The sequence below is a fragment of the Kineosporia sp. R_H_3 genome, assembly GCF_002198675.1.
Taxonomy (GTDB): domain Bacteria; phylum Actinomycetota; class Actinomycetes; order Actinomycetales; family Kineosporiaceae; genus R-H-3.
Window position 1 is genome coordinate 14454 of sequence record NZ_MWLL01000194.1, and the last position, 14188, is coordinate 28641.

At 74.7% G+C, this 14188-nt stretch carries 12 protein-coding genes; 5 read left to right on the plus strand and 7 right to left on the minus strand.

The genetic code is table 11. The annotated features are described in order from the left end of the window. Positions 1-3: 3 nt before the first annotated feature. Genes ECOMGDLI_RS23925 through ECOMGDLI_RS23935 form a run of 3 tightly spaced genes read right to left on the minus strand, consistent with a single transcriptional unit; the run spans position 4 to position 3358 of the window. Positions 4-996, minus strand: a complete 993-nt coding sequence (locus tag ECOMGDLI_RS23925; protein WP_198955137.1) for a TIGR03619 family F420-dependent LLM class oxidoreductase — start codon at positions 994-996, stop codon at positions 4-6. 2 nt (positions 997-998) lie between these two features. Beyond that, positions 999-1811: an acetoacetate decarboxylase family protein gene (locus ECOMGDLI_RS23930; protein WP_198955138.1), complete on the minus strand. Its 813-nt coding sequence runs from the start codon at positions 1809-1811 to the stop codon at positions 999-1001. A 47-nt stretch (positions 1812-1858) separates the two neighbouring features. Then, on the minus strand, positions 1859-3358 hold the full coding sequence (locus ECOMGDLI_RS23935; protein WP_198955139.1) for an APC family permease: 1500 nt from the start codon (positions 3356-3358) through the stop codon (positions 1859-1861). A gap of 215 nt (positions 3359-3573) precedes the next feature. Here ECOMGDLI_RS23935 and ECOMGDLI_RS23940 point away from each other — a divergent pair, with 215 nt between their 5' ends. From ECOMGDLI_RS23940 to ECOMGDLI_RS23950, 3 genes are read left to right on the plus strand one after another with little or no spacing between them, the layout of a single operon-like run. After that, positions 3574-5091, plus strand: a complete 1518-nt coding sequence (locus ECOMGDLI_RS23940) for an aldehyde dehydrogenase (RefSeq protein WP_088319369.1) — start codon at positions 3574-3576, stop codon at positions 5089-5091. A gap of 13 nt (positions 5092-5104) precedes the next feature. Further along, positions 5105-5965 carry a fumarylacetoacetate hydrolase family protein gene (locus tag ECOMGDLI_RS23945; RefSeq protein WP_088319370.1) on the plus strand — a complete coding sequence of 287 codons (861 nt, stop codon included), beginning with the start codon at positions 5105-5107 and terminating at the stop codon, positions 5963-5965. Between the two features lie 53 nt (positions 5966-6018). Next, on the plus strand, positions 6019-6846 hold the full coding sequence (locus ECOMGDLI_RS23950) for an AraC family transcriptional regulator (protein WP_088319371.1): 828 nt from the start codon (positions 6019-6021) through the stop codon (positions 6844-6846). Between the two features lies 1 nt (position 6847). Here ECOMGDLI_RS23950 and ECOMGDLI_RS23955 read toward each other — a convergent pair whose 3' ends face one another. Together ECOMGDLI_RS23955 and ECOMGDLI_RS23960 are read right to left on the minus strand one after the other, a co-directional pair. Then, a complete protein-coding gene (locus tag ECOMGDLI_RS23955; protein WP_088319372.1) occupies positions 6848-7396 on the minus strand; it encodes a DUF4287 domain-containing protein in 549 nt (182 codons plus the stop codon). 93 nt (positions 7397-7489) lie between these two features. Then, a complete protein-coding gene (locus tag ECOMGDLI_RS23960) occupies positions 7490-9022 on the minus strand; it encodes an MFS transporter (RefSeq protein WP_233153612.1) in 1533 nt (510 codons plus the stop codon). Between the two features lie 157 nt (positions 9023-9179). Here ECOMGDLI_RS23960 and ECOMGDLI_RS23965 point away from each other — a divergent pair, with 157 nt between their 5' ends. Together ECOMGDLI_RS23965 and ECOMGDLI_RS23970 are read left to right on the plus strand one after the other, a co-directional pair. Then, positions 9180-9710, plus strand: coding sequence for a MarR family winged helix-turn-helix transcriptional regulator (locus ECOMGDLI_RS23965; protein WP_088319374.1), 531 nt, complete (start codon positions 9180-9182; stop codon positions 9708-9710). A 157-nt stretch (positions 9711-9867) separates the two neighbouring features. Further along, complete coding sequence (locus ECOMGDLI_RS23970; RefSeq protein ID WP_143447885.1) at positions 9868-12306, plus strand: fibronectin type III domain-containing protein; 2439 nt, start codon at positions 9868-9870, stop codon at positions 12304-12306. Here ECOMGDLI_RS23970 and ECOMGDLI_RS23975 read toward each other — a convergent pair. Further along, positions 12293-13003, minus strand: coding sequence for a gamma-glutamyl-gamma-aminobutyrate hydrolase family protein (locus tag ECOMGDLI_RS23975; RefSeq protein ID WP_088319376.1), 711 nt, complete (start codon positions 13001-13003; stop codon positions 12293-12295). The genes ECOMGDLI_RS23970 and ECOMGDLI_RS23975 overlap by 14 nt on opposite strands. A gap of 121 nt (positions 13004-13124) precedes the next feature. Continuing rightward, a partial coding sequence (locus ECOMGDLI_RS23980) for a diguanylate cyclase domain-containing protein (RefSeq protein WP_143447886.1) occupies positions 13125-14188 on the minus strand: 1064 nt, incomplete at its 5' end.

Genomic DNA, 14188 nt, shown 5'->3' on the forward strand with positions numbered 1-14188 from the left:
CACCTAGGCGAGCAGCGCCTCGCTGCGCCGGACCAGCTCGCGGCAGAAGGCGCCCATGCCGGCGGCGTCGTCGGTGTACTGGCCCGGCTTGACGCACAGCGTCGTGAAGCCGTCGGCGACGAGCGCCGGGACGGCCTCGAGCGCCTCCGGCAGGCTGCCGCACACGTCGTCGGCGGGGAACGTCGTCCGCACGCCCCCGACGAGCTCGAGGTCGGACGGCGTCCGGCCGGTCGGCGCGAGCGCCTCGGCGAGCGCGGCCCGGTCCTGCTCCGACGGGCGGCCGAGCGGGTGCCAGCCGGAGCCGTGGCGGGCGAGGCGGCGCAGCAGGGCCGGGTGCATCGCCTGCCCGCCGAACCACATCGCGGGCCCCTGCGACCGGGCCGGGCCGGGTGACACCCAGACGTCGTCGAAGCTCCAGAACCGGCCCTCGTGGCGCAGCGGCGCACCCGTGGCCGACGCCCGCCACGCGGCGTCCCAGACCTCGAGCTGCTCGTCGAGGCGGGCGCCGCGCTCACGGAACGGCACCCCGAGCGCGGCGTACTCCTCCTCGTGCCACGACACCGTCGGCTGGACGACGAGCCGCCCGCCCGACAGTGCGTCGAGGGTCGCGAAGTCCTTGGCGAGGAGCAGCGGGTGCCGCAGCGGCGAGATGACCGCGCACGCCGCGAGCCGGACCCGCTCGGTGACCGCCGCCATCGCCGAGAGCATGAGCAGCGACGACGGCCACGGCATGTCCGGGTCCTGGTTGCCGGGCATCGCGTAGTCGCGCGGGTTCGCCATCCGGCCCGCCGCACCGGCTGCCGGCCCGAGGACGACGTGCTCGCTCACCATGACGGCGTCGATGCCGGCGTCCTCGGCCTCCTGCGCCCAGCGGACCATGGTCCGCAGGTCCGCCGGCGTGCCGCCCGAGTGCATGGTCCAGTTCTCGGAGAGGACGAGCACCCAGCGGACGCCGCCCGCGGGCCTGCCGTCCGTGCTCTCCCCGGCGGCGCGCACGGTCAGCCCTTCCAGAGCGTGCGCCCGCCGTTCCAGACCACGCCGATCTGGCGGTAGTACCCGCCGATGACCTCGCGGACCGGCAGCGCCGCGAGCTCCTCGGTCGGGGACTCGAACAGGCTCAGCTCGTCGACGTCCGCCGCGAACGTCGCACCGATCGAGGCCAACGCGCCGCCGGACTCGATGAGCTCGACGTGGGCGTCCCCGACGCCGTCGATCGACGGCAGCCAGCGGTGGTGCGCCATCGGGTGCCCGTTGACGAAACCGTTGCTGCTGCTCGGTTCGCGCAGCGTGATGACGGCCTGCGCGAGACGCCGGTCGGCGGCCGCGAGGGTCGCCCCGAAGCGGCCGCCGGCGGCCAGGGCGGGGGCGCCCTCGGTGAGCGGGTGCGAGCGGGTCATGTGGATCGAGCCGAGCTTCTTCGGGTAGCCCTGGTGGATCCCGCGGAGCATCGCGAAGTCCTTGTCGACCCAGATGAACGCGCACCGCGAGTACGTCCGGTCCTCGAACGAGCAGCGGACGACGACGAAGGCCTCCTTGTACTGCGAGCGGACCGGGTCGAGCAGCTCGGCCCGGTCCGCGCCGCAGGACTGCCAGTCCGCCCAGATGAGCGCCACCGCACCCGGGTCCTCCGCCGCGGGCGAGAGCGGCTCGGGCAGCAGCGCCGCGACCCGCTCCGGGTCGGTCCGGTACTCGACCGTGAGGAGGTCGCCGGAGTAGAACCACGGCGGGGTGGGCAGCAGGCTCGAGAGCCCGCTCGCCGTCCGCGGGTAGAAGAAGCCCTGCATCGCCGCACCGCCCTGGGTCTGGCTCATCGCCGTCCGTCCCGTCTGTTCTCGTAGTCTGCCGGTCAGATGTCCCGTCAGATGTCGCGGTGCCGGCCCATCTCGGCGTAGCGCTGCGGGTCCCGGCCGCGCAGCACGCCGGCCGCGACGACACCCAGCACCGCGGCGACCGGCACGAGCAGCGGCAGGCCCCACGTGAGCCAGCCCTGCGGGCCGATGAGGTCGTCGAAGCTGATGTAGGCGAACACCACCGCGGCGACGAGCGCGACCCCGGCCACGAGCGGGGCGACGAGGGTGCGGCCGAGGTTCGGGTCGAGGTCCGGGTGCCGGCGGAAGAAGGCGACGACCGCGAACGACGCCATCGCCATGAGCACGAGGACGGCGAGCGTGCCGAGGTTCGTGAGCCAGACGAAGAGCTGGGTGACCGGGTCGCGGTCCGTGAGCACGAAGAGGGCGACGACGAGCGCGGCGAGCGCGCTCTGGCTCACCGAGCCGGCGTGCGGGCTGAGGTGGACGGCGTGCGTGCGGCCGAGGGTGTCCGGGAGCAGGCCCTCGCGGCCCAGCGCGAAGAGGTAGCGCGCGACGGCGTTGTGGAAGGCGAGCAGCGCGGCGAAGACGCTCGTCGCGAAGAGCAGGCTCATGACCTGGACGAAGCCGGTGCCGACGTAGGCGTCGCCGATCGCGAAGAGCATGACGGTCGGGTCGGGGCCGAGGTCGGAGATGAACTTCTGGACGCCGTCGAGCCCGCCCGCGTTGACCATGAGCCATGTGGTGAAGACGTAGAAGACGCCGATCGTCAGGACGGCGACGTACGTCGCGCGCGGGACGGTCCGCTTCGGGTCGCGAGCCTCCTCGCTGTAGATCGTCGTCGCCTCGAAGCCGACGAACGCGGCGGAGTTGAAGAGCACGGCGAGCGCCAGGGCGCCGCCGCCGAGGCCGGTCAGGGCGTCCCAGCCGAACGGCGAGGCCGAGATCGGCGCGCCCGTGGCCATCGTGCCGCCCTTGGCGAGGATCGCGGCGTCGAGCACGAGGACGACGACGAACTCCGCGACGACGAGCACCGCGAGCACCTTGAGCGAGAGGTCGACCTGCCGGTAGCCGAGCACCGCGATGACCGCGAGCGCGGTGAACGAGCAGACCCACCAGGGGACGTCCACCCCGACCGGGTCGGCGAGGAAGCCGCTCATGGCGACGCCGAAGAGCCCGTAGAGACCGATCTGCATCGCGTTGTAGCCGAGCAGGGCGAGGAAGGCCGCGGCCCCGCCGGCCTGCTGGCGCAGCCCGCGGGAGATGTAGGAGTAGAACGCCCCGGTGCTCGTGTGGTGGCGGGCCATCGCGGTGTAGCCGACCGAGAACACCAGGAGCATGACGACGACGAGCACGTACGCCGCGGGCACGCCCGCCCCGTTCGAGAACGCGATCGCCGTGGGGGCACCGCCGGCCATGGCGGTCAGCGGGGCGGCCGCCGAGACGACGAAGAACGCGATGCCGAAGACGCCGAGCGAGCCTCGGCGGAGCTGGTGGGTGCCGTCGGCGCCGGCGGTGCCGGCGGGGGGCGCCTCGGAGGACTGAGCCACGGGGTCTCCAGGGTCTCGATGGGCGGGCGGACCCGGCGTCACGGCGGGAGCCCAGATCGTTAGGGCCCGAACGATAGGCTCCCCGCGGCGAGGTTTCAAGGGGTCCGCCGGGGGATGTCCGGGCAGGTGGCCGGGCCTGCGGCCGGGGATACGGTTCCCTTGACGAGCCGCGTCCGTCACGGCAATCATTCGGTACCGAACGTTGAGGAGGGCGCATGAGCGACGACACCGCGACGGCCACGGTCGAGGGCGTCGAGGTCGACACCCGGCACTGGATCGGCGGCCGGCGGGTCGCCTCGGTCGACGGGCCGGCGACCGCCTTCGAGGACGTCTCCCCGCTCGACGAGGCGACGATCGCCCGGGTCGCGCGCGGGGGCGCCGCCGAGGCGGACGCCGCCGTCAGCGCCGCGGCCGAGGCGTTCCCGGGCTGGGCCCGGACCCCCGCCGCCGAGCGGGCCGAGATCCTCCACCGGATCGCGGACGGCGTCGAGAAGCGCCTGGAGGAGCTCGCCCGGGTCGAGACCCGGGACAACGGCTCGCTCATCCGCTCGCACCGCCGGGGCGTCATGCCCCGGGTCGCGATGAACTTCCGGTTCTTCGCCGACCACCTCCTGCGCCTGGACTCCGGCGACGTCCACCCCGACTTCATGACGCGCGGCCACCGCAACCACGTCACGTGGGACCCGGCCGGTGTCACCGCGATCATCACGCCGTGGAACGCCCCGCTCATGCTCGCGACCTGGCGGATCGCGCCCGCGCTCGCGGCCGGCAACACCGTCGTCGCCAAGCCGCCGGAGTGGGCGCCGCTCACCGCCTCCCTGCTCGCCGACATCGCCGCCGAGGCCGGCCTGCCCGACGGCGTGCTCAACGTCGTCCAGGGCCTGGGCACCGAGGCCGGCGCGCCGCTCGTCGCCGACCCGCGGGTGCGCCGGATCTGCTTCACCGGCTCCGTGCCGACGGCGCGCTCCATCGCGGCCTCGGCCGCGCCGAACGTCACGCCGACGTCCTTCGAGCTCGGCGGCAAGTCCCCGCTCGTCGTCCTCGACGACGCCGACCTCGACCTCGCCGTGACGCTCGCGGTCGAGCAGTTCGACAACTCCGGCCAGGTCTGCCTCGCCGCCGTCCGGATCCTCGTGCACTCCTCGCTGCACGACGCGTTCATGGCGCGGTTCCTCGAGCGGGCCGGGCAGATCCGGCAGGGCGACCCGCGCGACGAGGCGACCGACATCGGTCCGCTCATCGCCCGGCGGCACTTCGAGCGGGTCTCGGGGTTCGTCGAGCGGGCGGTCGCGGACGGCGCGACCCCGCTGCTCGGCGGCGGGCCGAACACCGACCTCGGCGGGCTCTACTTCCGCCCGACGGTCTTCGCGGGCGCCGCCCCCGGCAGCGAGATCCTCTGCGAGGAGGTCTTCGGGCCGGTCCTCACCGTGCAGTCGTTCGACACCGACGAGCAGGCCGTGTCGCTCGCCAACGGCACGGACTACGGCCTCGCGGCCACGCTCGTCAGCGGCGACCCCGAGCACGCGCAGCGGGTGTCGGCGCAGCTGTCGGCCGGCACCGTCTGGGTCAACTGCTTCTTCGTCCGCGACCTCGGCGCCCCGTTCGGCGGCAACGGCCGCAGCGGCATCGGCCGCGAGGGCGGGACCTGGTCGTTCGACTTCTACAGCGACGTCAAGAACACGTGCACCGCGCCGAACGGCTGGACGACCCCGCCCGCCTGGGCGCAGGGCTGAGCGAGGGGACGACATGAGCACCGAGACCGTCGAGTACCGCCGGATCCTCCTGGAGGGGGCCCAGGTCCAGGTCGTCCGCGAGGGCGACGAGCTCGTCGCCGGCGACGGCCGCCGGGTCAGGTGCGCGGACGCCGTCCACCTGCCGCCCGTGCAGCCGACGAAGATCCTCGCCGTCCACCTCAACCACATCAGCCGGGCGCGGGAGTTCCAGGCGAAGATGCCGCCCGCGCCGTACTGGTTCAGCAAGCCGACCTCCGCGCTCAACGCGCACGAGGGGGCCGTCGTCCGGCCGCTCGGCTGCAAGTGGCTCAACTACGAGGGCGAGGTCGCGATCGTCATCGGCCGGACGACGCGCAACGTCGCACCGGCCGACGCCGGGCAGTACATCGCGGGCTACACGGTCGCGAACGACTACGGCCTGCACGACTTCCGGGACACCGACGCCGGCTCGATGCTGCGGGTCAAGGGCTCGGACACCCTCGCCCCGCTCGGTCCGGGCCTCGTCACCGGCTGGGACTTCCACGACAAGCACATGCAGACCCGGGTCAACGGCAAGGTCGTCCAGGACGGCTCGACCGCCGAGATGACGTGGGACATGCACTACCTCGTCGCCGACGTCGCCCGGACGATCACGCTGTACCCCGGGGACGTCATCCTCTCGGGCACCCCCGCGAACAGCCGGACGGTCTTCCCCGGCGACGTCGTCGAGGTCGAGGTCGAGGGGCTGGGGACGCTGCGCAACCACATCGTCGACGGCCCGACCGCGATCCGCGAGGACGTCGGCGCGCAGCCGACGGAGTCGGAGGAGGTGCTGTCGACGGCGCTCGGCGGCGACTGGGAGTTCCGCGGCATCCGGGCGCCGCGCCGCGATTGAGGTTCTCGGCCGAGCACGACCTGGCCCCGCGGACACGCACCTATGCTGCGGCCGTGATCTACGAGGAGCGGCCCGCGCCCGCCGGTCTCGAGGCCGCCGTCGCGCGCCTGTGGTACCTGGAGATGCCGCGGGTCCGCGCGTTCGAGAAGATCCTGCCCCTGCCCTACGTGCACCTGATCTTCAACCTCTCCGACCCGTACCTGGTCCACGACCGTGCCGGGGTCGCGACGCAGGTCGACGACGCCTTCGTCTCGGGCATCCAGTCCGAGTACCTGGTCATCGCCTCACCGCCGACGATCCGGCACGTCGGGGCCGAGCTGCGCGCGGGCGGGCTCGGCCTGCTCACCGACGCTCCCGGCGGGTCCGTGGCCGGCGCCGTCGTCCCGGCCGCGACGGTGATGGCGGGTGCGGGTGACCTGGCGCGGGCCCTGCGCGCGGCGGCGGGCCCGGACCAGGCGCTCGACCTGCTGACGGCGGCGATGGCGCAGCGGGGTGCCGGCTGGGTCGCCGACCCCGTCGTCGAGGCGACGCTCGCCGCCGTCCACGACGACGCCCGCCTGCAGCTGGGCGCGACCGCAGCCCGGGCCGGCGTCTCGCACCGCACCCTGGTCACACGGTTCCGGCGGGCGGCGGGGGTGACGCCGCGCGAGTACGCGCAGATCTGGCGGTTCCACCGGTTCGTCACCGCGCTGCAGCACCAGCCCCTGCCGCCGGACTGGGCCGCGCTGGCACCCGAGGCCGGCTACTACGACCAGCCGCACGTGGTCCGCGCCTTCCGGCGGTTCAGCGGCTGGACGCCGACCGAGTACCTGCGGCGCGTCGAGGCGTTCGGCCCCGACGCCGCGGGGTTCGTGCCGCTCGACGAGGTCCCGGGCCCCTGAGTCACCCGGCCCGGTCGTAGGCCTCCCGCAACCAGCCGACCAGCTCGTCGTCGACCTCGTCCACCGCGGTGACGTCGACCCGGTGCGTGCACATCCCGGAGGCGTCGCGCAGCCGCTCCGTCGGCGGCTTCCCCCGCAGGTTCAGCCCCACCTGGACGCGGCTGCGGCTGGGGGCCTCGACGAGGGCGAACTGCTTCGCCCTGCGCAGGGACACGCCCGTCTTCTTCGGCGCGACCTCGACGTCGTCACCGAGCGACCGGGCCGCCTCGACGAGGCGGTCGTACAGCGGCCGCAGCGCCGCCTTGGCCCCCGAGTACTGCGCGTCGACGGGGTCGACCGTCGGGGCGGGCCCGCCGGCCCTGCGGAACAGCGTGACGATGAGGTTCGCGAAGCCGTGCGACACCTGGTGCTCGCTCTTCAGCCACGCCACCGACCGCCCGTGCGCGTCCAGGTCCGCCGCGGCGAGCAGCGCGAACCACTCGTCCAGCGGCCGTCCGGTCCTCGCCGGGATGTTGTCGATCATCGTCTGTGTCGCGGCGTCCACGTCCATGCGGGCGAACGTAGCCACCCGGGGCTCCGGCGTTCTTGTACGAATCTGAAGCCGGGCGCGCCGCCGTCCCGGACCCGCGCGGCCCGGGCCGGGCTACTGCTCGAGGACCTCGTCGCCGTCGAGGGTGCGGGTGCGCCGCGGCATGGCCGCGACGCCGAGGGCGATGACGGCCGCGACGACGACCAGCCCGACGAAGACGTGGTGCATCGCGACCGCGAGCGCCTGCCGGACGACCTCGCGCAGTGCCTCGGTGCCGGTGCCGTCGACGAGCAGGGCGGTCGCGGCGTCCAGGTCGTCGGGGACCTCGCCCACGGCGGACGGCGCCGCACCGAGCCGGCCGAGCATCGTCGCGTTGGCGACGGCACCGAGGACGGCGGCCCCGACGGCGCTGCCGACCGTGCGGCCGAACATGTTCGTCGACGTGACGACGCCGCGCTGCTCCCAGCCGACGACGGACTGCACCGCGACGACGACCGGCGCGGAGGCGAAGCCCATCCCGAGGCCGATGACGAAGCACGTCGCGGCGACCCACCAGACCGACGTCCCCGCGCCCCAGAGCGTGCTCGCGCAGCAGCCGAGCAGGACGACGGCCGAGCCGATGAGCGCGGTGTCCCGGAAGCCGATCCGCAGGTACACCTTGCCCGACTGGCTCGCCGCGATCGGCCAGCCGATGGTGAGCGCCCCGACCGCGAGACCGGCGACGACGGGGCCGGTCCCGAGCACGTTCTGGACGTAGGTCGGCACGAACGACGACAGCCCGACGATCATGACGCCGACCCCGACCTGGCTGAGGTTGCCCGCGACGAGCACCCGGCGGGAGAGCACCCACAGCGGCAGCACCGGCTCCGGCGCGCGGCGCTCGACGAGCACGAAGACGACGAGGAGCACGAGCCCGCCGCCGAGCACGGCGATGCCCGCCGGGCCCGTCCACGCCCAGGCGACGCCACCCTCGAGGAGGCCGAGGATGACGAGGCTGCAGGCGAGCACGAGGAGCGCCGCACCGAGCACGTCGAGCCGGTGCTCGCGCCGTTCGACCTTCTCCCGGAAGCGCCGGGCGATCATCACCGCGGCGAGCAGACCCAGCGGGAGGTTGACGAGGAAGACCCAGCGCCACGAGACGTACTGGACGACGAAGCCCCCGAAGAGCGGGCCGATGACCGCCGAGGCACCCCAGACGGACGCGACGTAGCCCTGGACCTTCGAGCGCTCCTGCACCGTGTACATGTCGGCGACGATCGTCATGACCATCGGCTGGACGGCGCCCGCACCGAGCCCCTGGACGGCGCGGGCGGCGACGAGCACCGGCATGCTCCAGGCGACACCGCACAGCAGCGACCCGAGGACGAACAGCCCGATCCCCAGCAGCAGCACCGGACGGCGCCCGACGACGTCCGCGTACCGGCCGTAGAGCGGCGTCGTCACCGCCTGGGTGAGCAGGTAGGCGGAGAAGAGCCACGGGAACTGGGAGAAGCCGCCGATCTGGTTGACGATCGACGGCACGGCGGTCGCGATGACCGTCCCGTCGATCGCCACGAGGGAGAGCGTGAGCATGAGGGCCGCGAGGACGGGGCCCCGTTCGGACCGCAGGCCGACCCCGGCCGCTGCGGTGCTGCCCGGTCCGGTCACGCCCCAGTCTCGCGCGAGCCCCGCGCTCCGACCTCCCCGGGGGTAGGGGTCCCGGGGCATAGGATCGCCCGACGGGGCAGGACGGCAGGACGAGCAGGGGCAGCACGACGGCAGGACACAGCGGTACAGGGGACCAGCAGGTGCGGAAGGGGATGCCGTGACCGGTCAGTACACCCTGGGGCAGACGGAGCAGGCCGTCGAGGAGCGCCTCAGCGGTCTGCCGATCGACCGTGGCGCCATGGCCGCGATCGGCAACCTCTACCGGGCCGCCGGCGTCGTCCGGAACCACTTCGAGCGCACCGTGCTCGCGGCGCACAGCCTCACCTGGACCGCCTGGGTCGTGCTGTGGGTCGTCTGGGTCTGGGACGACATCGAGACCCGGCACGCGGCGTCCGAGGCGGGGATCTCCAAGTCGACGCTCACCGGTGTCGTGACGACCCTCGAAGGCCGCGGGCTCGTCAAGCGGCGGGCCCACCCCGGCGACGGCCGGCGGGTGCTCCTGTCGCTCACGCCGCGGGCCCGGCGCCTCATGGACGAGCTGTTCCCGCTGTTCAACTCGCACGAGACGCAGGCCGTCGCCGCGCTGAGCAGCGCCGACCTCGAGACGTTCACGACGTCCCTGCGCAAGATCATCCAGCACCTCGAGACGCTCGACGGCACCGCACCGGCCGAGGACCCCAACACCTGACCCCCGGTCACCGCGAGTGCCCGCAGGCGCGGCGAGCAGGGCCCCGCGGACGACGTCGCGCGCGTTCGGATGACATCCGCGTCATCGGGTCGGCCGAACAGGTGAGGACCGGCTGCAGTGCGTGACCGTGCTCGCGGCCGGTCCCTACCGTCGACGCATGGTCATCTCGGGGAGGGCTCCGGCCCGGCTGCTCGCCGTCGCGCTGACGACGGTGCTCGTGACGGTCGGGGCCGGCGTGGCACCGGCGTCCGCAGCGATCGCGTCGACGCCGACGCTGACCTGGACACCGACGACCGGCCGGGTCTACGCCGTCGCCCGGGTGGGCGACGCCGTCGTCATCGGCGGCACCTTCACGGCGCTCTGGAGCCCGAACGGCGCGACGACGGTGAGCCGTAACCGGCTCGCCGCGTTCGACGCGACGACCGGCGCCCTGCTGCCCTGGAACCCCGGCGCGAACGACGTCGTCCGGGCCCTCGAGCCCTCGGCCGACGGCACGGGCGTGTACGTCGGGGGCGCCTTCACGACGGTCGGCGGCGCGGCCCGGGCCCGGCTCGCGCTCGTGTCGCTGGCCTCCGGTGCGGTCTCGACGACCTTCGCCCCGCGGCCCGCGAGCACCGTCCTGGCCCTCGAGCGGATCGGCGGGCGGGTGTTCCTCGGCGGCTACTTCAGCAGCGTCAACAGCACGACCCGGCTGCGGCTGGCCGCCGTCGACGCCGGCACCGGGGCCCTCGTCGCCGGCTGGGCCGGTCAGGCGGACTCGAACGTCGCGGCCCTCCAGGCGTCGCCGGACGGCACGACCCTCTACGTCGGCGGCCAGTTCCGCACCCTCGCCGGGCAGAGCCGCGACTACCTCGGCGCCGTCTCCGTCGCGACCGGTGCGGCGACCGCGTGGCGGCCGCCCGCCGGGTGCTCCGACACCTCGAACCCCTGCTACGTCTACGATCTCGCGGCGTCCGACACCGCCGTGTACGCGGGCGTCGGCGGCCCGGGCGGCCGGGCCGTCGCGTACGACGTCGCGACGGCGCAGCGGCTGTGGCAGACGACGACGGACGGCGACGTCCAGGCGGTCGCGCTCGACGGCGGCACGCTCGTCGTCGGCGGCCACTTCGACACCGCGTTCGGCGGGCAGCCACGCGCCGGGATCGCCGCGCTCGACGCGGTCACCGGTGGCGTCGTCGCGGGTTGGGCGCCGAGGATCCTCTACGACCTCGGTGTCTGGGACCTGCTCGCCGAGCCCGCGGTGCTGCGGGTCGGCGGCGGCTTCACCCGGGTCGACGCCGACACGACGCGGCAGCGGTACACGAACTTCGCCGTCACCCCCGAGCCGGCCGACACGACCGCCCCCGCACAGGTGACCGGTCTCGTCGCCGCCCCCGTCCGGGACACCCGGGTCACGCTCGCGTGGTCCGCCTCGACCGACGACCGCGGGGTCTCCGGCTATCGGGTCCGGCGGGACGGCGCGGTCGTGGCGCTGCTCGGCGGCACCTCGTGGGTCGACCGCGACGTGGTGCCCGCGACGACGTACGCCTACACCGTCGAGGCCCGCGACAGCGCCGGCAACTGGTCGACCGCGAGCGCGCCGCTCACCGTGACGACCCGCCCGCCGTCGACGTCGCTCGTCACGCCGCAGACGGCGTGGCGGTACCTGTCCGACGGCACGGACGCCGGGACCACCTGGCGGGACCCCGCGTTCGACGACACCACCTGGTCGGTCGGGGACGCCGAGCTCGGGTACGGCGACGGGGACGAGGGCACCGTCGTCAGCCCGAAGGGGCTCACGAGCTACTTCCGGCGCTCGTTCGCCGTCGGGGACCCGGCGCAGGTCACCGGGCTCACGCTCCTGCTGCAGCGCGACGACGGCGCGGTCGCCTACCTCAACGGGGTCGAGGTGGCCCGGTCGAACATGCCCGCCGGCCCGGTCACCGCGACGACGCCGGCGTCGAGCGACGTCTCCGGGGCGGCCGAGAAGGCGTTCGTGAGTCTCGCCGTGCCGTCGTCAGCCCTCGTCGCCGGCACGAACGTCCTCGCCGTCGAGGTCCACAACGCGAGCACGTCCTCGAGCGACCTGTCCTTCGACGCCGAGCTCGTGCCGACCGTCGCGGGGACCGGGCCGCTCGTGTCGTCCGGGGACACCTGGGCCTGGCTCGACGGGCGCACCCCGCCGGCCGCGGACTGGACGGCGCCGGGCGCGGCCGACAGCACGTGGGCCCGCGGCTCCTCCCAGCTCGGGTTCGGCGACGGCGACGAGCGGACGCTGCTGCCGACCGGCGGGACCACGTACTACTTCCGCCGCGCCTTCGAGGTGGCCGACGTGGGCCGGGTCGCCGCGCTGCGGCTCGGGATCGTCCGGGACGACGGCGCCGCGGTCTACGTCAACGGGGTCGAGGTGCTGCGCAGCAACCTGCCGGCCGGTGCGCTGACGCCGACGACGCGGGCCACGGTCAACGTCGCGGGGGCGGACGAGAGCGCCTGGACCGAGGTCGACGTCCCGGTCTCGGTGCTCCGGGCGGGTACGAACGTCGTCGCGGTCGAGGTGCACCAGCAGGCCCCGTCGTCGAGCGACGTGAGCTTCGACCTGCGGCTCACGGCCTCCTGACGGCCGCCGCGACGAGCGCGTCGAAGAGGGCCTGCTGGCCGGCGTCCTCGTGGGCGGTGTCCTCCGGGTGCCACTGGACCCCGACGAACCAGCCCGGCCGGCCCGGCGCGGCCACGGCCTCGACGGTGCCGTCGACCGCGGTCGCCGCGACCTCGAGACCGGCGCCGAGCCGCGTGATGCACTGGTGGTGGTAGCAGGAGGCCTCGATCGTCCTCGCGCCGACGACGCCCGCGAGGGCGTCGTCGCTGATGGCGACGGTGTCGACGTAGTGCCGGTGCGGCTCGTCCATGTGCTGCTCGAGGGCCCCGCCGAGCGCGACGTTGACGACCTGGGCACCGCGGCAGATCGCGAGCACCGGGACGCCGGCGGCGAAGGCCCAGGCGGCGACGGCGAGGTCGAAGGCGTCCTGCTCGGGGTCGACGTCGTAGACCTCGTCGTGGGCGCTCGCCTCGCCGTACGTGGCCGGGGCGAGGTCCCCGCCGCCCGGCAGCAGGACGGCGTCCGCGAACGCCATCCGGTCGGCGACCTCGGCGGGGTCGGCGACGCCGCCGGGCGCCCACGGGTGGACGGTCAGCGGCTCCCCGCCGGCACGCAGGACCGCCTCCGACAGGGCGCGGGCGTTGACGATCGCGCGGTAGCGCAGCGCCGACGCGGACTGCGAGAAGCGCGCGGGGATCGCGACGAGCGGGCGGGGCACGGACCCTCCTGAGGGGCGACCGGTCTGGGCGACCGTGCCGGGGCGCACGGTCGGGCCATTGTCGCCGAACTGTGCGGCCCCGAACGAGCGGGGACCGCGGAGCGGGACGGGCCCGGCCCCGTCAGGCCTCGACCGAGGGCCGCTCGGCCGCCGCGAGCGCGCGGATGGCGCGCAGGACGACGTCCTCGGCGACGCCGGTCACCGGGACGACGGCCGTGCGCAGCCGCAGCCGGCGCCCGCCCGGGCGCAGGTCGAGCGCGTCGATCGCCGCACCGAGCCGGGCGGCGGCCGAAGGCGCGTCCTCCTCCTGGGTCGCCGGCAGCAGGACGGCGAACTCGTCGAGCCCGAAGCGGTAGGGGACGTCCCCGACGCGCAGCGTGCCCGTGAGCGCGGCCGCGAGCGCGGCGACGGCCTCGTCGGCGGCCGGCCGGCCCTCGGCCTCGCGCAGCTCCGCGAGACCGGTGACCTCTGCGGCCAGCAGGCTCGTCGGCATGCCGTGCGTCTGGCTCGTGAGGAGCGCGGCGCGCAGGTCCTCGACGAGCCGGTCGCGGTGCGCGAGCCCGGTCACCGGGTCGAGCCGGCCCTGGCCGACGAGCATGCCGCGGCGGGCCGCGGTGTCCAGGGCGGCGCCGGCCATCCGGGCGAGCCGCTCCAGGCAGTCCTGCTCGGCGGGCGAGAAGGCGCGGCCGGTGGTGCGGCGGACGACGAGCGTGCCCGCGACGGTGCCCGCGGCCGGCACGGGGACGACGAGGAGCGCCGTCTGACCGCCGCCGGAGAGCGGGTCGCCCTCGATGACCTTGCGCAGCGGACGGCCCAGGTTCATGAGCGCCGCGAGCGTCTTCGCGCCCCAGATGCCCATCCCCTCGGGGTCCTGGCGCAGCACCCGCGGACCCTCGACCGAGCGGACGACGAGCGAGGCGATGTCGGCCTCGACGAGCGCGAGGGCCTCCTCGGTCGCCACCTGGGCGATGCCGAAGCGGTCGGTGGGGTGCTCGAACCGCAGCGACGCCTCCCGGAGGACCTGGCGCTGCCGCGGCGACGGCTGGCGGTGCCCGCGGGGGTGCGGGACGGCGTGCGTCGCGTCAGGGTGCGCCAGCTCGCCCGCGAAGGGGTGCGGCGCGGGGAGGGGTGCCGGCTCGGGGTCGACGGCCGGCTCGGGCTCGACGGCGACCGGCTCGGGCGCGG

Bases quoted from the DNA above. Each gene is read 5' to 3' on its own strand.
- ECOMGDLI_RS23940 (WP_088319369.1), top strand. From the start codon at position 3,574: ATGAGCGACGACACCGCGACGGCCACGGTCGAGGGCGTCGAGGTCGAC.
- ECOMGDLI_RS23970 (WP_143447885.1), top strand. From the start codon at position 9,868: ATGGTCATCTCGGGGAGGGCTCCGGCCCGGCTGCTCGCCGTCGCGCTG.
- ECOMGDLI_RS23945 (WP_088319370.1), top strand. From the start codon at position 5,105: ATGAGCACCGAGACCGTCGAGTACCGCCGGATCCTCCTGGAGGGGGCC.
- ECOMGDLI_RS23930 (WP_198955138.1), bottom strand. From the start codon at position 1,811: ATGAGCCAGACCCAGGGCGGTGCGGCGATGCAGGGCTTCTTCTACCCG.
- ECOMGDLI_RS23955 (WP_088319372.1), bottom strand. From the start codon at position 7,396: ATGGACGTGGACGCCGCGACACAGACGATGATCGACAACATCCCGGCG.